The 20,895-nt window shown below is 46.4% G+C and carries 13 protein-coding genes; 7 read left to right on the top strand and 6 right to left on the bottom strand.

What is annotated here, in order from left to right; translation table 11 throughout:
- Nucleotides 1-211: 211 nt before the first annotated feature.
- Both AC1DP6_RS29040 and AC1DP6_RS29035 read right to left on the bottom strand, forming a co-directional pair.
- The gene (locus tag AC1DP6_RS29040; protein ID WP_477058012.1) at nt 212-1,933 is read right to left on the bottom strand and encodes a DUF885 family protein; all 1,722 of its coding nucleotides are present in this window, start codon (nt 1,931-1,933) and stop codon (nt 212-214) included.
- A gap of 12 nt (nt 1,934-1,945) precedes the next feature.
- On the bottom strand, nt 1,946-4,084 hold the full coding sequence (locus tag AC1DP6_RS29035; RefSeq protein ID WP_477058011.1) for a S9 family peptidase: 2,139 nt from the start codon (nt 4,082-4,084) through the stop codon (nt 1,946-1,948).
- A 190-nt stretch (nt 4,085-4,274) separates the two neighbouring features.
- Between AC1DP6_RS29035 and AC1DP6_RS29030 the strand changes: the two genes are divergently transcribed.
- The 4 genes from AC1DP6_RS29030 (at nt 4,275) to AC1DP6_RS29015 (ending at nt 11,680) form a co-directional block, all read left to right on the top strand.
- Nucleotides 4,275-5,183 (top strand): AraC family transcriptional regulator, encoded by a 909-nt coding sequence (locus tag AC1DP6_RS29030; RefSeq protein ID WP_477058010.1) that lies wholly within the window; start codon nt 4,275-4,277, stop codon nt 5,181-5,183.
- A 77-nt stretch (nt 5,184-5,260) separates the two neighbouring features.
- Nucleotides 5,261-6,709, top strand: coding sequence for an APC family permease (locus tag AC1DP6_RS29025; protein WP_477058009.1), 1,449 nt, complete (start codon nt 5,261-5,263; stop codon nt 6,707-6,709).
- A 445-nt stretch (nt 6,710-7,154) separates the two neighbouring features.
- Nucleotides 7,155-10,187 carry a SusC/RagA family TonB-linked outer membrane protein gene (locus AC1DP6_RS29020; RefSeq protein ID WP_477058008.1) on the top strand — a complete coding sequence of 1,011 codons (3,033 nt, stop codon included), beginning with the start codon at nt 7,155-7,157 and terminating at the stop codon, nt 10,185-10,187.
- Nucleotides 10,188-10,213: 26 nt separating this feature from the next.
- Nucleotides 10,214-11,680, top strand: a complete 1,467-nt coding sequence (locus AC1DP6_RS29015; RefSeq protein ID WP_477058007.1) for a RagB/SusD family nutrient uptake outer membrane protein — start codon at nt 10,214-10,216, stop codon at nt 11,678-11,680.
- Between the two features lie 42 nt (nt 11,681-11,722).
- Here AC1DP6_RS29015 and AC1DP6_RS29010 read toward each other — a convergent pair whose 3' ends face one another.
- Both AC1DP6_RS29010 and AC1DP6_RS29005 read right to left on the bottom strand, forming a co-directional pair.
- The gene (locus tag AC1DP6_RS29010; protein WP_477058006.1) at nt 11,723-13,366 is read right to left on the bottom strand and encodes a serine hydrolase; all 1,644 of its coding nucleotides are present in this window, start codon (nt 13,364-13,366) and stop codon (nt 11,723-11,725) included.
- 115 nt (nt 13,367-13,481) lie between these two features.
- The gene (locus tag AC1DP6_RS29005; protein ID WP_477022719.1) at nt 13,482-13,826 is read right to left on the bottom strand and encodes a DUF6249 domain-containing protein; all 345 of its coding nucleotides are present in this window, start codon (nt 13,824-13,826) and stop codon (nt 13,482-13,484) included.
- Nucleotides 13,827-13,938: 112 nt separating this feature from the next.
- On the opposite strand from AC1DP6_RS29005, the gene AC1DP6_RS29000 reads away from it, so the two are divergent.
- Together AC1DP6_RS29000 and AC1DP6_RS28995 are read left to right on the top strand one after the other, a co-directional pair.
- Nucleotides 13,939-14,526, top strand: a complete 588-nt coding sequence (locus tag AC1DP6_RS29000; RefSeq protein WP_477058005.1) for an RNA polymerase sigma factor — start codon at nt 13,939-13,941, stop codon at nt 14,524-14,526.
- Entirely contained in the window at nt 14,523-14,858 is a 336-nt protein-coding gene (locus AC1DP6_RS28995) for a hypothetical protein (RefSeq protein ID WP_477058004.1), read from the top strand. The genes AC1DP6_RS29000 and AC1DP6_RS28995 overlap by 4 nt, the downstream gene beginning before the upstream one ends.
- Nucleotides 14,859-14,901: 43 nt before the next feature.
- Here the strand turns inward: AC1DP6_RS28995 and AC1DP6_RS28990 are convergent, their stop codons facing one another.
- Nucleotides 14,902-16,059: an aldose epimerase family protein gene (locus tag AC1DP6_RS28990; protein WP_477058003.1), complete on the bottom strand. Its 1,158-nt coding sequence runs from the start codon at nt 16,057-16,059 to the stop codon at nt 14,902-14,904.
- A gap of 199 nt (nt 16,060-16,258) precedes the next feature.
- Between AC1DP6_RS28990 and AC1DP6_RS28985 the strand changes: the two genes are divergently transcribed.
- Complete coding sequence (locus AC1DP6_RS28985; protein WP_477058002.1) at nt 16,259-18,613, top strand: beta-L-arabinofuranosidase domain-containing protein; 2,355 nt, start codon at nt 16,259-16,261, stop codon at nt 18,611-18,613.
- A gap of 169 nt (nt 18,614-18,782) precedes the next feature.
- On the opposite strand, the gene AC1DP6_RS28980 is transcribed toward AC1DP6_RS28985, so the two are convergent.
- Nucleotides 18,783-20,780: an alpha-L-arabinofuranosidase C-terminal domain-containing protein gene (locus tag AC1DP6_RS28980; protein ID WP_477058001.1), complete on the bottom strand. Its 1,998-nt coding sequence runs from the start codon at nt 20,778-20,780 to the stop codon at nt 18,783-18,785.
- Nucleotides 20,781-20,895: the final 115 nt, after the last annotated feature.

Here is a 20,895-nt window from a genome sequence, read left to right as displayed (position 1 = left end):
TTTAAATTAAGTTTTTAATTGTCTGTATGACATTTAAAAGTATTCTGAAAAAAAGAGGAACACTGCATAAATATTAACGAGTATTCCCTGTATTTTATCCCTCCCGGGCAACGCAGCAACACTACGCTATGCAGTTGGCAGGCGCACCTGATAAGTTGAGACTGTAGCAACATAAAAAAGCCGGGGCTGGAAAGCACCCGGCGTATTTCCGTTATAGCTTGTAAAAATGCCAGGTACTGACAAAATCTTTGGGTACTGGTTTATTCAAAAGAATCGCCCTCAACATTTCAATGGGCATCATATTCTCCTTCAGCACGGCATCATGGTATTGTTTGTAAGACATCTTTCCACTGTCTACCAATTCTTTTTTCAGTGCTTCGAACTGCAGTCCTCCGATCATATAAGCGATCTGGTACAGCGGACTATAACCGCCCACAAAAGAACGCCGTACTTCTCCTTCTGCATTGGCCCGCTCATGCCCTACACGGTCAACGAGGAAGTCGATACATTGCTGCGGTGTCCATTTACCAGTGTGGTAGTTGATAGAAAAGATGATCCTGGCACAACGGTGCTTACGCCAGAACAACATGCCGATGCGGTCTTCCGGTGTTTTAGCAAAGCCCTGATCCCAGAGCAGTCTCTCCCAGTACAAAGCCCATCCTTCGATCCAGAAAGGCGTTTCAAAATGACGGTATGCTTTGTAACGGTTCAGCATAAACTCCTGCAGTGCATGTCCGGCCAGCAATTCATGGTGTACAGTGGCACGGGAGAAGTGTGGGTTATTACCCCGCATGCTCATCATTTTATCTTCATGACTCATGCTACTAACCGGATAGGATACAATAAATTCTTCGCCGCCTAAAAAAAATGGATTCACCAGTTGCCTTTCCGGCGACATCATGTTCATACGCCAGGTTTCCTCTGCCAGTGGCGGCAATGTGATGAGGTCATGCTGTTTGAGAAAGTCTATGGATTCATTGTAAAGTTGCATCATGGCGGCAGGCTGGTCGGCCGGCGGTACGTAGCTGTTCTTCACTTTTTCCATCGCGGCCTTCCAATCGGTACCCAGTCCCATTTCACGGGTAGCCTTTTCCATTTCTGCATCACACCAGGCAAATTCTTTATTGGCAATGGCCAGCAGTTCTTCCGGCGTGTAAGGGATCATTTCCTGCTGTAATCCCCTGATCAGCTGTGTTCTGCCAATAGGGTGACCAATAATACCGCTGCCATCATCCGGGAGATGCCCACTACTTTTCTCTTTAGCGGCAAAAGCAGCCCCATAGCCACTCAGGAGACTATCCAATTGTTTATAGGGAGCAGGTACCCACCAGGAGAAAAGCGGATCATATCCGTTGTAAAAAGAAAACACGCTGCCAAGCGCATTTCGTAAGTCTTTTACAGTAGCCCTACTCCGGCGTATCTGTACAATAGAGATGCTGCTATCGTGTTCCAGTTGTTGTCTGCTTTTGTTAACATCCTTTGCTATTTCGTTGAACTGCGCCGCCAATACCGGTGCATCCGGTTTGGCGCCGCGACGGCGGTTTTGTTCTACCTGGTAAATTTTATCTGCAAACGGAAACCACTTTTTCACCTGGGCATATTCCTGTTGCGCCTCGGACAAATCTTCCGCAGCAGCGGCCAATTTGCGTTTAAACAGCGTATAATCTACCTGCGTGCCTACATTCAATGCGGCGTAGTTCAGCTGCTGCAGGCGTTGCAGATAGTTCTTAATGAGCAAAGCGAAGCGGGCAAAACGTTCCGGCGAATTCTCCACAAAATAAAAGCGGTTCAGGATAGCGGCATCTGCCTCATACTGTACCATGATATTATTGACCTCACTGGTTTGTGCGTAAAGGTCATTGTCAGCGGATTGCGCGGATACGATCGCCTGCTGTAAGAGCAGCGCAGCGATCAGCGGAAATATTTTTTTCAAGGTGGTCAGGTTTTACTCGTTAATATTTCTATCTGGTGGTGTGGCTTGTAACAGGTGTTGCACAAAAAAATCGCGGCGTTTAATACGGCCGTAAGGGCCGCCATCACTATGTCCCATGCCGGGAACCGGCAGGAATTCAAACGTCTTCCCTTTTTTAATCAGGGCATCTATCACGCGGTAAGTGGATTCAGGAGGTACATTGGTATCCGCCTCTCCTACTATCAATAAAAGACTGCCCTGCAATCTGCCGGCATTCGTGACATTGGATTGTTCTTCGTAATGCTTGCCCACAGGGTATCCCATCCATTGTTCGTTCCACCACTGCTTATCTACCCGGTTATCGTGACAACCGCAGGAAGCCACGGCTGTTTTGTAAAATTCAGGATGAAAAAGGAGTCCACCCAACGCATTTTGTCCACCGGCAGAAGTACCATATAGACCTACCCTTGATGTATCCACAAAAGAATATTTCCGGGCGAGCGCTTTGATCCATAAAATACGATCCGGGAAACCTGCGTCTGCGAGGTTTTTCCAGCATACATCATGGAATGCTTTTGAGCGGTTAGCCGTTCCCATACCATCTATCTGTACCACAATAAAACCCAGATCTGCCAGGCTTTGCATGTCTATGTAATAACTCATAAAGCTTTTGGGTACAAAAGCGTCCTGCGGACCGRCATAAATATTTTCCACTACCGGATAGGTTTTAGTGGAGTCGTAGTTGGACGGCCGGCACATCACACCCCAGATATCTGTCTTCCCATCGCGGCCTTTGGCAACAAACGGTACCGGGAAGGGAACACCGGTGGCCTGCCAGGCGCTTACATCTGCTTTTTCCAATACGGTAATGAGTTTTCCATCAGCCGTACGGCGCAGTTCATTTACCGGTGGCACATTTACCTGTGAGTATTTATCTATATAAAATTTCTTATCGGGAGAAAAGAAAACGAGGTGATTACCGATAGCAGGAGTCAGGTCCAGCAGTTTACTCCCGTTGAAGTCTATACGATAATAATGAATAAAGTAAGGATCTTCCACGGCATTCCGGCCACTACCGCGGAACCAGATTTCTCTTTTTGGAACATCTACGCTGTCCACCTCTCTTACAATCCAATCTCCTTTGGTGATCTCGTTCTTTATTTCTCCGGTGAGGGTATTCACGAGATAAAGGTGCTGCCAGCCATCTTTTTCAGAGGTCCACAACAGTTCATTCGTTTCAGGGAGGTAGTGCGTGTATATCCGGGATTCGTAGATGAAGGTGTTAGTTTTTTCCTCCAGTATCGTACGGGTGTTACCGTTAGCCGCATCTACTTCTATGATGCGGAAGCGCTGATGTCCGCGGTCTACTTTTTCGTACAGGAAGTATCGGGCATCGGGTTGGCGCCAGTGCAATACCGGCGCATCAAAGAAATCGATGATGTCGGTGTTTACTTTGGTGGTAGTTTTGCCAGCCAGGTTGAACACGTACATTTCATAAGTGGTAAAGGGGTCGCCGGGTTGCTTATAGGGCTGCGAACGCAGCTGTCCGCGGGTAGTTCCCGGTACGCCCGTCAGGATATAATATACAGAAGAATCTTCTACAGGGTGAATGCGATAGCCCACCAGGTATTTACTGTCCGGCGACCAGGCCAGGGCGCCGTAGCTTTCCTTTGTTGTGTCGCCATCCTTTGTAAAGGGGATCACCGACCCATCCAGCAGTGAGCGTACATAAACATTGCCATTGATGGTGGTGGCCACCCATTTCTTATCCGGGGAGAGACTGTCAGTGGCAAAACTCTCCCAGCGACTGGGCTCCCGATGCTGGAAAGGACGGGATGTGGTCTTAGGCCCCGACAATTTTGCAAATTTTGCAGTATCGGTAATGACTTCCTTTTTGCCGGTAGCGGCGTTCACAAGGTAATAAGTCTTAGTGCTGTCTTTGCTATCATTCACATACCAGAAAGAGGTTCCTCCCGGCAACCAGTTGGCATCTACATTATGTTTAAACACTGTTTTCCGGGTGATGCTATCCAGCAACCGCACCTGGCGATATCGCTGCAATATATCCGCATGTGTGGGTAAATAGGGCATTGGCTTGCTTTGTTGTGCCAGCAGCAGCCCCGCGGAGATGCCCAGTAACAATAGCAAAAAAAGAAACTTCTGGTACTTCATAAATAATTCTGATCGGCTGTAAATAAATGTATGCCTGAAAGTTATTAAAAATACACTGCTTGAATATTTTTTAAAAGTACTATCCACAATGCGTAGTTTTTGAACGATTTTTAATAACTTGTTCTCATATCTTCACCTAAATTTGGTCATAAAGCCTTCAAAGGTGTTAAAAAAAGAATAATGTAACTACATGAAAGTATTACAGTTTACAATACCTGTAGCGCACGACAAAACCATTATCACGCAAAAAGATTCGCTGCCAGCTTTCTATCCGCACCTGCACCGTCATGAAGAAATTCAGCTCACCTGGATTCAGCACGGACATGGTACGTTGATCGTGGAAAACAATATGCACGCTTTCTGGTCGAATGAAATCTACTGGTTGGGCAGTAATCAACCTCATGTATTAAAGAGCGAGGAGTTGCCTTTTGGCAGCAAGAACAAAAAGAATGTGCAGGCACTGACCGTATTTTTCAATCCGGAAGGTAAGCTGGCGCCCTTGTTTGAGCTACCGGAATTTAAAAAGATCAAGTCGTTTGTAGAGCAGTCCCACAACGGATTTAAGATCCCTGAAGTGCATGTGCTGGATATTTCGAGCCGTATGCTGAAGATCCATCAGTCGCAGGGGATTGTACAGTTTCTGGCATTTGTGGAGTTGATGAATTTCTTTCTGACAATTAAGAGCCTGGAGCCGTTAATTACGGGGTCGAGGTTATCGGCGGTGAATGAGCAGGAAGGTATCCGTATCGGGTATATCTACAATTATATTATGCAACACTATGATACAGAAATTAAGCTGGAAGATATTGCCCGGGAGGCGCATATGACACCACAGGCTTTTTGCCGGTATTTCAAAAAACATACGCGGTTAACGTTTGTGTCATTTCTGAATGAGGTACGCATCAATGAGGCTTGCAAAAAACTGGCTGGTGGCTCATTCGACAGCATCGCTACCGTAGCGTACAATTGCGGATTCAATAGTATTGCCAATTTCAACCGGGTATTTAAAAGTATTACCGGGAAATCGCCGCGCAGCTATCTGCGGGAATATGAACAACTGGATAACACCTCAGATACAGCAGCTACAAAATCTGCATAGTATTGGTCAATAAGCGCATAGAATTCACCCCGAAGTAGCTGTAGTTTTAGGGTAATCAACCAATTACTATAGCTACTATGTCAGACGCTCCATCATTCAAGCCGTCTATAAAGCTGTTGGATGCCACTATGATAGTGGCCGGCAGCATGATAGGCTCCGGAATTTTTATTGTCAGTGCCGATATTACCCGGCATACAGGAAGCGCCGGTTGGTTATTGCTGGTATGGCTGATTACCGGGTTTATGACGCTTACTGCCGCTTTAAGTTACGGGGAACTGAGTGGCATGTTTCCCCGTGCCGGCGGACAATATGTATACCTGAAAGAGGCCTATAATCCTATGACGGCTTTCCTATATGGCTGGAGCTTTTTTACGGTCATACAAACAGCCACCATTGCAGCGGTGGGCGTTGCTTTTGCCAAGTTCACCGCTTACCTCCTGCCTGTATTCAGTGAAGAACATGTGCTACTCGACTTGGGGTTGGTGAAAGTGAGTGCGGCTCAACTGCTATCTATTATGGTAATTGTGTTACTAACCTATATGAATACACGTGGTATTGAGGGCGGTAAAAAAATACAAACTACTTTCACGCTGACTAAACTGGTGAGTCTTGCTGCCCTGATCATTTGCGGCCTGCTGGCATTAAAACCGGGTGTATGGACGGCCAACTGGCAGCATGCATGGGACCTCCACCCTTTAACCACCGGTAATACTGCCCCCTCCTATACTACCATAGCAGCCCTGGGAGCTATTGCGGCGGCGATGGTAGGTTCCGTATTCAGCAGTGACTCCTGGCATAATGTTGCTTTTGTGGCAGGGGAAATAAAAAATCCGCGACGTAATATTGGGTTGAGTCTTTTCCTGGGTACTGCTATCGTGACTATTATTTACGTGTTGACCAACATTACCTATCTCGCCGTATTACCTTTATCAGAAATTGCACAGGCACCCAAAGACCGTGTAGCCGTGTCCGTATCTCAGGTTGTTTTGGGTAATGCAGGCACAGTTGTTATCGCGCTGATGATCATGATCTCTACTTTCGGATGTAATAATGGCCTTATTCTGGCGGGAGCCAGGGTGTATCATACGATGGCGAATGACGGCGTATTTTTTAAACGTGCGGGAACTTTAAACAGTGCTTCTGTACCGGCATTTGCCTTATGGATCCAATGTGTGCTTGCCTGCTTATGGTGCTTAAGTGGCCGGTATGGTGAATTGCTGGATATGATTTCGTTTGTAGTGGTGGCATTTTATATGCTGACGATAGCCGGTATTTTCATCCTGCGTAAAAAGCGGCCGGATGCTGACAGGCCGTACAAGGCTTTCGGATACCCGGTGTTGCCGGTATTATATATTTTAATGGGGCTGGCATTCTGTGGGTTGCTGTTTGTCTATAAACCACGGTTTACCTGGCCGGGACTGATCATTACGCTGTCAGGTATTCCTGTGTATTACCTGGTTAACAGGAAAAGACGGAGCGATAAACCACCTGTCTCCCAAAGAAAAAAAATTACTACCACCAACTAATCTACTGACCAAACCAATCATTTCCGGGGGCTGATGTATCAGTCCCCTTTTTAATATCTCCCCTTATAAGTGTTCTCCATACGCGTTTACAAGTGTTAATACATAATTAATCTACTATCAGACCCGGGTAAAAAACTATACTGCTACATTTGTAAAATTCACTATCTTTCTGGCTGAGCCAAGGTGTAATGTAGTCATCGTGAAATGCCAACCAGTTTTTTCATCTACGTTTTTTGGAACCCAGTGAATATTTAAAAAATTTACCTACAACAGGCAATAGTGCAATAACGATTTAGCAACAATTATTATTTAACAACCAAAACCAGTAATTCAGCAACACTAAAACAGACAGGCCGTATATATCTGTTCCAATCACGTTTATTCAAGTTCACGTCTTATTCATCAAATTATGAGGTACTCATTCACTAGAAAATTATGCTTTCTGATGGTCTTTCTATGCGCAGCTACCAGCGCTGTGATGGCACAAAAGATCATTACCGGAAAAGTCACCGGGGCGGCAGACGGAACGGGTCTGCCAGGTGTAAATGTAATTGTGCCCGGCACCAGCAGCGGAGCCAGTACTGATACAAAAGGCAACTACACCCTTTCTTTACCCGCAGGTGCTAAATCGGTTTTGTTCTCATTTATCGGCTATGAACCACAAACAATAACGGTTGGTGACAAAACTGTCATCAATGTATCTCTCAGTGCTACTACCAAAGGTTTGGGTGAAGTAGTGGTCGTAGGTTATGGTGTACAAACACGCCGCGATGTAACCGGTACCATTGCTTCCGTAAAAGGCTCTGATATTAAAAACTTACCCGTACCCGATGCCGCCTCGGCTATACAGGGTCGTGTTACAGGGGTGGACATTGTCCGCTCAGACGGTGCTCCCGGCAGCACACCCGCCATACGTATACGTGGTACAGGTACCATTAACAACGCAGACCCTTTGGTGATCATTGACGGGATCCCGGCCAGTGGCCTCAGCGATGTAAATCCAAACGACATTGCGTCTATGGAAATACTGAAAGACGCCTCTTCTTCCGCGATCTATGGTACCCGTGCGGCTAACGGCGTGGTGATCATCACCACCAAAAAAGGAAGCTACGGCGAGAAACTGAAAGCATCTGTGAACCTTTACCGCGGTGTTTCCAACACCATCCGGTATATTCCTTTACTAACGGCACCGGACCTGGCCATGCTCAAACAGGAACGCTATACCAACGATGGCGCCGCTGTAGATCCACTCTGGAAAGATCCTTACTATTCCACCCAACGCACCGACTGGCAACGCGCCCTCCTGCGTTCCGGCGATGTAACCAATGCTGATGTGAGCTTACGCGGTGGTAATGCCAGTTCCAATTACATGCTCAGTGCAGGTTACTATAATGAAAACGGGCTGATTGTCAACTCTTATTTTAAACGTTACTCCGTACGTTTCAACTCAGAACACAAGCTGGGTAAACGTTTCAAAGTAGGTGAAAACATGCAGCTGACCTATAAACAGAGCGCCGGTCCTGATACCTACTCTTCACAGACAGGTCTTATTTTCAGCGCGCTGCGTTTCAACCCGGCCATCCCGGTACGCAATCCCGATGGCAGCTACGGCAGCTCCAAAGCCAGCAATGAACTGGGCGATATCAACAACCCGGTATATACCGCTGAAACTACCGATGCATGGACCAAAACTTACCGCATGCTGGCCAGCGTATACGGAGAACTGGAAATTATGGACGGTCTGACCCTGCGCGCCAACTACGGATTTGACGGTAATATCAACAACCAGTATAGCTTCGCTCCAAAAGTACTGGACCAGACCAGGGCACGTGATCACGCAGAACTGTTCAACCGCAATGCCACCGAAAACACCCAGCTCAGTGAAATATTCATGACCTATAATAAGATATTCGGACAAATACACCACATCACCGTTACCGGTGGTTACTCTCAGCAAACTTATAACGGCTCCTTCTTCCGCGCCGACCGCTGGGGCTTTAATGATGAAGCACCAGATCAGCGTGTACTCAGCAATGGTAACGACATCCACGATGCCCAGGGTAACTACTATCCGGCCAACGCTATCGCATCAGGATTTGTGAGAGGTTTCTATGGATATAAAGACAAATACCTGCTGACAGTTACCTTCCGTGCGGATGGTTCTTCCAGGTTTGCACCAGATCAACGCTGGGGATACTTCCCTGCCTTCTCCGCAGGATGGCGCATTTCAGACGAAACCTTCTTTAAAGATCATGTGAAAACAGTCAGCAACCTGAAAATCACCGGAGGCTGGGGACAACTGGGTAATCAGAACATAAATGATTTCCAGTACCTGGCACCGATAGACAAAGACAGACGCTATAACTTTGGTGAAAACTCTTTTACCGGCGTATGGAATTCCAGACTGGCCAACCCCAACATCACCTGGGAAAAAGCGGAGATGACGAACATCAGCCTGGAAGCTGGCTTCTTCGAAAACAAACTGAATACCACCATTACCTGGTTTAATAAAAATACCCGCGATATGCTGGTACCAGCTCCGGAAATGGACCTGCATGGTACTGCCGCTATCCCCGATCGTAATATCGGTGAGCTGAATAACAAAGGCTGGGAAGTGGAAGTAGGCTACCAGGGCGGTAATGATCGTTTTCATTTTAATGTAAGCGCCAACGCTTCTTTCATTAAAAATGAAGTCACCAAATTATACGATCCTTCCTCTTACATTGGTTCAACTGTTTACGGCCGCCAGGGAGTGGAAATTTCCCGCACCTATGTAGGTCAGCCATTAGCCTCTTACTATGGCTGGAAAACCAATGGTATTTATCAGACAGCTGACGAAGTAAATAATGACGCCAACATCAAAAACGATCCTAACAAGGCTAAAATCATGCCCGGCGATGTACGCTTTGTAGACATCAATGGAGATGGTATCGTTAACGATAAAGACCGCGTAAACCTGGGTAGCCCTAACCCTAAAATGGTATACGGGATACAGGCCAGCGGCAGCTATAAAGGCTTTGACCTGAGTCTTTCTTTTGCCGGTGTAAGTGGTGTAAAACTGTACAATGCCGATAAAATGCAGGGGATGGATCCTGCCTATCCGTATAACATGTATGCCGACGCGTTGAACCGCTGGCATGGTGCAGGTACCAGCAACAGCGTACCACGTATGTCACTCCGCAGTGACAATCAGAACAATCGTGTTTCCGATCGTTTTGTAGAAAAAGGTGATTATTTTTCCCTGAAGAATGCCTCACTGGGATATACCATTCCATCTAAAATATGGGGTCACAGCGGCATCTCTGATATCCATGTATATGTAGCCGCACAAAACCTGTTCATCCTTACCTCCTACTCTGGTTTAACTCCACAGCTGGGATACAACGGTACCCTCGATGGTAACAGACAACGCGGTGTAGACGTAGCTGCCTATCCACAGGCCCGGACCTTTACATTTGGCGCTACCCTTAACTTTTAATTCACGGGAACTTTAAATTAATTACTATGCAACGGATCAAACATATATTTTTAATTACCGCCGTGCTGCTGGCAGGTTGTAAGAGTGTGCTGGATGTAAAGCCAAAAGGAAATTATACCACCGGCAACTACTGGCGTAACCAAAGCGATGCATTAGATGGTGTTACCGGCATTTATAATACCTTACTGGAAGAAGATTATACCGGCTTTAACGAGTTTGTATTTGATAACTGCTCAGATGACCAGGTACGTGGTGGTGACCACGATTACGACGCTGCTATTGAAGACTTTTCCTATGATCCTTCTACCTACAGTGTCAGAGTAGGCTGGAGATGGAAATATGAAACAATCAGCCGCTCCAACAACGTACTCATTTATGTTCCTAAAATAACAGATATAGATGCAGCGATTAAAAACCGTTGTCTGGGTGAAGCACATTTCTTCCGCGCCTTCGCCTACTGGCGTCTGCTGCTGATCTACGGAGAAGCACCAATCGTTACAGAAGATGACGTACTCAAATCCAATTACAAAAAACCTAAAGTGAGTGCAGATCAGCTGCGTGCACAGATTGAAACGGACCTGCTGGCAGCCGCCGATCAGTTACCGGAAACCTATGGTGATGGCGATAAAGGCCGGGTGAGCAAAGGAACCGCATGGGGCCTGCTCTGCAAACTGTATATGAACTGGGAAAAACTGGACAAGGCGATTGAATTTGGCAGCAAGGTAACCACCAATGCACACTATGCATTAGCTCCAAAATATGCCGATAATTTCAGCGTAGCTACCGGTAACAATTCAGAAATGTTACTGGCCGTTCAAACAGTAGATGGTAACGGCTACTCCGACTTCATCACTTATCACGCCCCGCGTAACTGGAATGGCTGGAGCTTCTTCTACCCTACCAAAGGACTGGTGGATGAATTTGAAGCAGGCGATCCACGTAAGAATATCTGCATTATGCAACCCGGCGACCAGGTGAATATAGGTACCGGTATTGCTACCTACAATGCAGATGCTTCCTGGAGTGGATATCACTATAAAAAATTCTGTAGCTGGAAACCTTCCGGTGGTTTAGACTACTCGCTTAAAACACCGTTGATGCGTTCCGCAGATATTTACCTGCTGGTGGCTGAAGCTAAAATCCGTGTGAATGGCGCCGGTGCCGGTGATGCAGAAATTAAAGCCGTTCGTCAACGTGCTTCCACTACTTTGCCTGTGGTAACAAATGCCGGTATGAAAGAACTGATGCACGAGCGCCGGGTAGAATTATGTGGCGAGAATGAGCGGCATCAGGATTTGTTGCGTTGGGATAAAGCGAAACTGGTAGATATTGTAGCGTTGTACAAACTGCCCAAGAAGGCGTATGATGGCACTACGATCACCCGCGGTGGTGCAGCCAGAACATTTGTTCGTCCGAAGAATTACTATTTCCCGATGCCGCAACAGGAAATAGATAGAAGTCAGGGGATATTGATACAGAATCCGAATTTCTAGGATATACGAAAAGCCGCTCTCTTATCGGGAGCGGTTTTTTTATTATTCTACTTTCTCCGCCTCCTCCTGCCCATTCTGGATTTTCGTCAGCCCCCGTACTTTTCCATGCTCATCTACATGAAAAGATAATTGCGCATCCATATTCTTCGCAAAAAACTGATGTGGTGCATACAATAATATTTCCTGCTTTACCTGTCTCCCACCTGTTCCCTTACCATACATCCGGTTATCTTCCTGGCTGATCGTTAAAATAAATCCGGAGCTGAACCGGTATTTACCTGCGTACTTTTCCAGGCTGGCGGGTTCCACGGGTATTGCCTTCATGGCGGTAACGATCTTATCACTGCGTTTCAGGATGGTGGAATCGCCGTTACCGTGTATCACTACTGCATTAATATGCCCACTGCTATTCCTGGTAAAAGTGAAGGTATTCAAACTGTTATCCTGCCAGCACTGGTCTTTATCAAAAGGCACCAACCGGCTTTTAGTGCCGCCTTTTTTATACAACAACAGTCGGTTATCTTCATACACGATGTAATTCTCACCCGTTGCCGTTGATCCGTATACACCTTCCAACTCCTTTTGCTGTTCAGCAGATAATGGTATTTCCTGTTGCGGATAAGCCTTTCCGATTGTGATGGCGGCTATTTTTGTGGCTGTTAGTTCCGGGTTATTATTTTCGCAATTCGYCAGGAGGGTTACAAATACTTTTTCTTTTGGAAGATAAACAGCGAAGGTGGAGAATCCGTTAATCAGTCCATCATGGTGCCTGTCGGGGCTTCCCTGAATATTGCCACTCCACCAGCCATAGCCGTATCCGGTAGAGGCACCACTTTTCAGTTGATAGGGCGTTAATGCCTTGTCCAGGCTTTGTTTCCGGATAACCTTATACTCCATGACTGCTTTGTTCCAGGTATATAAATCCATCGCAGTAGAGAGTATAGCGCCTGCTGCATAAGGTTGAGACATGCTCAGGAAGGCGGCGTTTCTGTAATGGTCATCATACTTTTCATACCCATGTGCCCTGCTGGGGATGAAATGATCTCCGTTATCGAAAAAGGTATGTTTCATGCCGAGGACCTCAAAGATATGTGTAGTGATATATTCCTCATAGGAAGTTTGGGTAACCAGTGAAATGATATAGCCGAGGAGTACATACCCATTGTTGTTATAGCGGAAATTCGCGCCTGGCTCAAATTCCATGGGTTCTTCCTTAAATTGCTTTATCAGTTCCAGCGGTGTCATATCTTTTTTTCGTGCTTCTGGCGTCCATTTCCCGGCGCTGGCGGAAATGCCTGAGGTATGCGTGAGTAAATGTTCGATGGTAATGGTTTGTCCATGCGTGGGATAGTCGGGGATAAACCGGCGGATATCATCCTGCAGTGATAACCTGCCTTCTTCTATCAGCTTCATAATGGCGCAGGCAGTAAACTGTTTGGTGATGGAGCCGATGCGGAATACCTGTTCCGGTTGCATGGGAAGATCTGCTTCCAGGTCTGCTTTACCGAACGCCTGCTGGTAAATGATCTTATCATCTTTGGCCACAAGTACTACGCCTCCGGGACCAGTACCAGAAAATGTCTTCGACAACAGGGTATCTATTCGTGCTTCGGCTGATTGTGCCGGCGCTATAAAGTGAAGGTGGAGGAATAATAGCAATAGCGATCCCGCTAACTTATTTTTCATGATAATTTGTATTTAACTGGTGAGGATAATGGGCACAGGACGGCGGCATGATTAAAAGCTAATACATGCGGGTGTGGGTTTCCTGTGATGGGATGGTATATTTTCTTAGGTATGYTTAAGGCTTCCGGGAATGGGATTTAAGCAGCGCATATCCCACTAATAAACTAATACCTAAACAAAGGAATATAGAAAAGATAAATTTAAGGTCATTGCTAACTCCCGGAATGGGTAGTGCATCCAGCAAGGCGCCTGTCAGCAATCCCATCGCAATACCAATACTTATAATACCCAGTATTAATAAGAAAGGCAGTACTGTTATATTTCCCTTGAAATAATCTGGCGGCAGTCCTTTCTCAAGGATGGCCATTCGTTCTTTATGCCTGGTCGTGAAATAATAATAGCTGATTCCGAATATGACCAGTGCAATAGCAATAAATAAGGCGGCGGACGTTAGTTGCATGATGTATTATTTAAAAGTTTTTGGCTACTTTCATATTAGACCAGCCATTTGCCCAAATGGTCACAATATTTTTTTTGTGACCACTTTCCTTCTTTGCTGGTCTAACTATCTGATGAAACTATTTAGGCAAATTCAACCCGAAGATGAACTATTAAAAAAAGCAGCGCTTGGTGACCCTGCCGGCATAGCTTATCTGGTGAATACCTATAAGGACTTTGCCTTCACCATCGCCATGGGGATTGTTTCAAACAGGGAGGATGCGGAAGAAGTTGTACAGGATTCCTTTGTAAAAGCCTTTGCTGCTCTCGGAAAATTTAATAACAATGCTAAATTTTCCTCCTGGCTTTATAAAATTGTTTATAATACTTCGATTACAAAAATCCAGTACAGGAAACCGCAGCCGGTCCCTTTCGAAACACAGTACGCAGCCGGTTTACCGGGATTTTCTGAAAATCAGAGCTGGGATGCGTTAATCGCCACAGAAAGGAAAAAATACGTGACCCTGCTGCTGAATGAACTGGCAGCGGAAGACAGGACCATCATTACGCTTCATTATATCGCGGAAAAAAGTATCGGGGAGATTTGCGATATACTGGGAATGAATAAATCCGCCATAAAAATGCGGCTGCTGAGAGGACGTAAACAACTGGAAGCGGCGTTACAGTTATTACTGGACCAGGAAAAAAGAAATTTATTATGAATAAAATCAATGACGACCAACTCCGTCTATTTTTAAAAGAAAACGGCACGGCGCAAACAACGGAGCAGTTTTCCGCTGAATTAACGGCGCTGCTGGTGCACAAGTACAGTACGCAGCCTATCAATCGTCCGCTTGAATTTAAAGCCGGCAAATGGCTCGGAAAGGTCATTATAGGGGTATTGGTTTGCTTTAACCTGGCCCTGCTGGGTTATGTGGGGATCTTATATGTGTCGCCGGTACTTTTTATGTGTTTGATAGCCGCTATCCTGGGGGTATGGGGAATGATCGGCATGATGAAGAAAGAAATGCCGGATCAACGCGCAGCTGCATAAATTAAGCGGTTGCCCCAGATGGAAACAACCGCCTTACTATTACTTATTTTGTAGAGAATTTATACACAGTGGTTTGTGAAAACGTTTCACCTGGCTTCAGGATCACGTTAGGGAAAGACGGCTGATTCGGAGAATCAGGGAAATGCTGCGTTTCCAGGCAAAGTGCTGCGTTCTTCACATATTTTTTACCATCACGGGTATTGGTAAGGGTACCATCCAGGAAGTTGCCGGTATAAAACTGTATACCTGGCTGCGTAGTAGCTACTTCCATGAAACGACCGCTGTTAGGATCGTACAGGGTAGCAATAGTTTCCAGATCGCCTTCTTTTTTGTCCAGTACCCAGTTATGGTCATACCCACCTTTTACTTTACCGATATCGGCGCCGATTTTCTTAGGTGACGTAAAATCCATGGGACCTCCTTTTACCGGATCCAGTTTACCGGTAGGAATCAGTTTATCCGTAACCGGGGTATAACGACTGGCCTTCAGGGACAATTCATGGCCCAGGATGGTGCTGTCTTTACCAGCAGAAAGATTAAAATAAGCGTGGTTGGTGAGGTTCACCGGGGTGGCTTTATCGGAAGTAGCTTTGTAAGTAATCTGCAGGGCGTTGTCAGGCGTGAGGGTATACACTACGGTTGCCTGTAAAGTACCCGGATAACCTTCTTCTCCGTCTTTGCTGGTATATACCAACTGCAGACTGCTGTCGCCAGCGGGGGTGGCTGCCCAAACTACTTTGTCAAATCCCTTCAGACCGCCATGAAGACTATTCACATCGTTATTGGCAGCAAGGGAATATTCCTTGCCATCCAATTTGAATTTTGCATTGGCAATCCTGTTGGCGTAGCGGCCAATCAGCGCGCCAAAGTAAGGCTGTCCTTTTTGCTGGTAACCTGATAATGAATCGTAGGATAATACGACGTTTCCTTTCTGGCCTTGCTTGTCGGCGGTGATAATATCGGTAATAGTACCGCCGTAGTTCAGGATCTTAACTTCCATCCCGTTGGCATTCTTCAGGGTATATTGCAATACTTCCTGACCGTCTGCCTGACCAAAGCTGCGCGGTCCATTAACCGGAGTGGTAGCAACTGCTGTGGAATCCTTACTTTCTTCTGTCTTAGGAGCATTGTTGTTACAGGAAGCCAGTAGGGTGCCACCGGAAATCAATAGGGCAGTCATCGCCTTTAAATTCATGTCCATAACGTATTTTGGTATTAAGTGAAAAAGAGTCACTAAATATCGTGATAATCCGGCTAAAGTCAAATAATTTTATTTTATTTTTAGTGTCAATTAAACAATTAAAAAAGCGAATGATTAAAATACGTATACTATCTGTCAATAATCGGAAAGTAAGTATACGGCGTGGTAGCTAGCTTTAGCGGGATAAATATTGATGAATATGAAAAGACTGATCATTACCTGTCTGGCACTGGCAGGGTATTATAGCACAACTGCCCAGTCCTATGTTCCGGGCTGGAAAGAGCCTAAGATGAAAGTGCTGCCGGCAGTAGCCATTAAAGCATATCCGTTTCCGTTAGCGGCCGTAACGTTACTGGACGGCCCGTTCAAAACAGCCATGCTGGCGGATGCACATTACCTGCTAAAAATAGACCCCGACAGATTATTGTCGGCCTTCCGCTCCAATGCTGGTCTGGCACCTAAAGGGAAACAATACGGCGGTTGGGAAACTGGTGGCCTCGCCGGACATACCATGGGCCATTACTTATCCGCCTGCGCCATGCAATATGCCGCCACGAAAGATACCGCTTACCTGAACCGGGTGAACTACCTGGTAAGTGAACTGGCCTTATGTCAGCAAAGCCGCCACAGCGGATATATTGGCGCCTTCCCTAATGATGATAAACTCTGGACCGAGGTAGCCGCCGGCGATATCCGCTCCCGCGGCTTTGACCTCAACGGTGCCTGGTCACCCTGGTATACGGTACATAAAATAATGGCCGGCTTACTGGACGCATGGCTCTATTGCAATAATGCACAAGCATTGCAGGTCAACAAAGGTATCGCCGACTGGACCGGCAATGTCATCAAAAATCTCACGGAAGCACAGATGCAGCAAATGCTGATCTGCGAATACGGTGGCATGGCGGAAACACTTGTCAATACCTACGCCCTGAGTGGCGATAAAAAGTACCTTGATCTCTCCTATCGCTTCTATGATAAACGTATTCTTGATTCACTGGCTATCGGGAAAGATGTACTTCCCGGTAAGCATTCCAACACCCAGATCCCCAAAGCTATTGCCAGCATCCGGAGATATGAACTGAATAAAGACAGCAACGATGCTGCCATTGCCACCTACTTCTGGGAGGTAGTGACAAAAGATCACTCCTATGCCAACGGAGGTAATAGCAATTATGAATATTTCGGCGCCGCCAGACAACTCAACGAAGCACTAACGGACAACACCACCGAAACCTGCAATACCTATAACATGCTGAAGCTGACCAGGCACCTGTTTGCTTTGTCGCCACAAGCCAGACTAATGGACTATTACGAAAAGGCATTGTATAATCATATTCTCGCCTCTCAAAATCATGAAACCGGTATGATGTGCTACTTCGTACCACTCCGTATGGGTGGCAAAAAAGAGTACAGCGATGAGTTCGAAACCTTTACCTGCTGTGTTGGATCAGGTATGGAAAATCATGTGAAATATGGCGAGAGCATTTATTACAAAGGCGAAGACGGAAGTCTGTATGTCAACCTCTTTATCCCATCTGTACTGCAATGGCAGGAAAAAGAAATTACCCTGAAACAGGAAAACAATCTGCCTGCCGATAATCGTACTACCTTCACCGTTAGTACGAAGCAGACTGCTTCCTTTGCGTTACGCATCCGTAAACCAGCCTGGGCTAGAGCAGGCATTACCCTGCGGGTAAATGGCACCGCCCAGCCGCTCACGACAGATCCAGGCGGCTACTTTGTGATCCGCCGCAATTGGAAAAACAATGATAAAGTAACGCTTACCTTACCCGCAGATGTGTATACAGAAGCCATCCCCGATAACCCAAATCGACAGGCATTGTTCTACGGCCCTGTGTTGCTATCCGGTATACTGGGTGAAAAAGAACCAGACCCGGTTAGTGGTGTGCCGGTATTGGTCACTGCCAATCATTCCCCCGATACCTGGATCAAACGCACCGATAACAATACGCTCACCTTCCGCTCTGTTGGCACCGCACAACCACAGGATGTTACGCTGTCACCTTTCTATCAAACTAAAAACGAATATTACACCGTATACTGGGATGTATTTTCACCGGAGAGCTGGAAGCTGCAACAGGTACGCTATGCCGCTGAAAAAAAGCAACAGCAGGAACTCGATGCCCGCACCACAGATATCCTTCGCCCCGGAGAAATGCAACCAGAACGTGATCATGAATTCACCGGTGAAAAAACAACCACTGAAGAAGAGCATGGCCGCAAATGGCGTATCGCATGGCCGGAAGGTTATTTCTCCTTCCAGATGAAAGTAGCCCCCAACAGCAAACACTCCCTGCAATGCACGTACTGGGGTATGGATAACCGTGGCAGAACATTCGACATTATAGTAGACGGCACCACGATCGCAACAGAAGATATCAATAAATTCAAGGAGAGCCGGTTTTATCAGATCTCCTATGCAATACCTGAAAGCCTGACAAAAGGAAAAGAACGCGTGAACATACGTTTTGTACCTAAAAACAATAACAGCGCCGGACCGTTGTACGGCTGCAGAATGGTGAAAGAGTAAATGACCGTTGGGTTGTTTCCGGTCGATCGCCCGGAAACAACCCAACTAATCAGCTACCTCAAAAGAATCGTTTTCCCAACGTACCATTGACATACATAATCATTATGAAAAAAACCGCTGACAGGAGCATTTCCCGCCAACGGCTTATATAGTGGGACAGTTATATGATCTACTCATTCATCTTAATCCTGATCACGTAAAAAGACCAGGGTGCTATATTAGTTCGTATTGTCTTGCCTTTAATATCAATACTTTGTACAACCGGGGAAATATTCGTTGGCTGATCGAGGGAATTCAGTCCCTGCAGGCTATTGCTTTGCAATTTAGTTACGCTTCCACTGGTGGCCAGCTTCCTGCCCTGCACAATCAACTCCGCAGGAATAGAATTAGCGGATGTATTCACCAGTTTTACCACCAGTTCGCCAGTAACATGGTCCACTACCGCTGAAGCATATACGCTGTCCTGTCCGCTGATCACGTCATTATTTTTCAGAATCGGTACCACCACACTCCCTTTGTTGTTAGCATAGAGTTTTTGTACATAGTAGTTCGGCGTACCATACGAGCGTAGGTTATCAAACCAGATCAGATCCGGTGTCCATTGCCAGCCATCCACATGTGCCAGCAATGGCGCGTAGGAAGCCATTACCACTACATCTGTATTGCGTTCCAGGCCGGTCATAAATGCAGCCTCAGCGAGGGCGCACTGCCAGGTATTTTTATTATCACCATTGCCAACACCTTTGCTGTGAGCAGCATACTCGCCGGCAAAGATCTTCGGTCCCTTGCGGTCGTACGTATCGTAACGCGAAGCATTTTTCAGGAACCATTCGGGGGAACTGTAATAATGTTCATCCAGGATATCTGCATGCAGTTTACGCAACGTATCATTCAGGAAAGTAAATTTATCACCGTCCGGACCGGGTCCCAGGCTATTGATCAATTTTATGTCCGGATACTTTTCTTTAATCGCTTTTGCAAAAATCGTGTAACGCTCTACATACTGCGGCCCCCACTGTTCATTGCCCACACCCATCATTTTCAGGTTAAATGGTGCAGGATGTCCCATTTTGGCACGCAGGGCCCCCCATGTAGTATTTACATCTCCATTGGCAAATGCTATCAGGTCCAGTGCGTCCTGTATGTAAGGGTCCAGCTCATTTACAGCAACGACTTCACTGCTATTAAACTGACAGGCCATGCCACAGTTGAGAATCGGTAGTGGTGAAGCACCAATATCTTCCGACAGCTGAAAGTATTCGAAGAAGCCCAATCCGAAAGATTGAAAATAATCCGGTGTTGAACGGTGTGCAAACTCTGTATTCCATCGGTTCATGATCACTTCGCGCTCATTCACATCTCCTACTGTTTTCTTCCACTGATAGCGGTTGGTCAGCTCCCGCCCTTCTACAATGCAGCCTCCGGGGAAGCGGAGAAATCCCGGATGCAGGTCTGCCAGTAATTGTACGAGATCGGCACGTAAGCCATTGGGGCGCTCTTTCCAGGTATGCTGCGGGAACAATGAAATCATGTCTATATCAACTATGCCCGGCCCTTTGAATGCCACCTGCAATTTTCCTTTAGATACCGTAGCGGAAGCCGTGAAGCTCCCTTTATATTGTTGCCAGCTATTGCCGACAGGTGCTATGGTAGTGCTGCCGATAGCTTTGCCTGATTCATCCAGTAAGGTAACCGTGAGTTCCATTGGCGTAGCAGACTGCTGTCTGGCATACAAAGAGAAATTATATTGCTCTCCTGCTTTAATGCCCATACCACGGAATCCTTCGTTCACCAATGCGAAATTACGTGTGTCGGGCACCGTTACCCTGGCAAAGCGGGGATTGGCCGCATTGGTGGTCTGCCGGTTGATAACCAGCACCTGCCCGTTGGCGGCTAGTTCCTTCGGAATACTCCAGCCCATGAGCGGTGCACTGAATTCAAAGGAGCGGTTCTTCACCAGTTCCGCATAAATACCACCGTCTGCGCTAAGGTTGATATCTTCAAAGAAGATACCCCACATATTGGGAGATACAGCCGTTTTAACTTCGTTGGCTTTCACGATAAAATTCAATGGGCGTTGCGCCGCTAACCGTACAGGAAACAATATCGACAGGAGTAATGACATAACTATCCCCTGTAACAGTGTGGAGTATTTTTGTTTTTTCATAACAAGTCCAAATTAACAGAACTTATTTAATTGTCAAAATAACAATTAAAATATTCACCATTTTTATAACCTGCTGTTATGCTGCAGCACATGGGGGTCAGGAACAAAGTTGAGG

The sequence above is a fragment of the Chitinophaga sp. 01L420 genome (assembly GCF_056399985.1).
Note: the sequence above shows the minus strand (reverse complement) of the source record. Positions and strands in the feature narration are given on the sequence as shown.

What these genes read in the sequence shown, in the direction of transcription:
- AC1DP6_RS29030 (WP_477058010.1), top strand. Translation starts at nt 4,275, where the DNA reads ATGAAAGTATTACAGTTTACAATACCTGTAGCGCACGACAAAACCATT.
- AC1DP6_RS29025 (WP_477058009.1), top strand. Translation starts at nt 5,261, where the DNA reads ATGTCAGACGCTCCATCATTCAAGCCGTCTATAAAGCTGTTGGATGCC.
- AC1DP6_RS29020 (WP_477058008.1), top strand. Translation starts at nt 7,155, where the DNA reads ATGGTCTTTCTATGCGCAGCTACCAGCGCTGTGATGGCACAAAAGATC.
- AC1DP6_RS29015 (WP_477058007.1), top strand. Translation starts at nt 10,214, where the DNA reads ATGCAACGGATCAAACATATATTTTTAATTACCGCCGTGCTGCTGGCA.
- AC1DP6_RS29005 (WP_477022719.1), bottom strand. Translation starts at nt 13,826, where the DNA reads ATGCAACTAACGTCCGCCGCCTTATTTATTGCTATTGCACTGGTCATA.
- AC1DP6_RS29000 (WP_477058005.1), top strand. Translation starts at nt 13,939, where the DNA reads ATGAAACTATTTAGGCAAATTCAACCCGAAGATGAACTATTAAAAAAA.
- AC1DP6_RS28995 (WP_477058004.1), top strand. Translation starts at nt 14,523, where the DNA reads ATGAATAAAATCAATGACGACCAACTCCGTCTATTTTTAAAAGAAAAC.
- AC1DP6_RS28990 (WP_477058003.1), bottom strand. Translation starts at nt 16,059, where the DNA reads ATGGACATGAATTTAAAGGCGATGACTGCCCTATTGATTTCCGGTGGC.
- AC1DP6_RS28985 (WP_477058002.1), top strand. Translation starts at nt 16,259, where the DNA reads ATGAAAAGACTGATCATTACCTGTCTGGCACTGGCAGGGTATTATAGC.
- AC1DP6_RS28980 (WP_477058001.1), bottom strand. Translation starts at nt 20,780, where the DNA reads ATGAAAAAACAAAAATACTCCACACTGTTACAGGGGATAGTTATGTCA.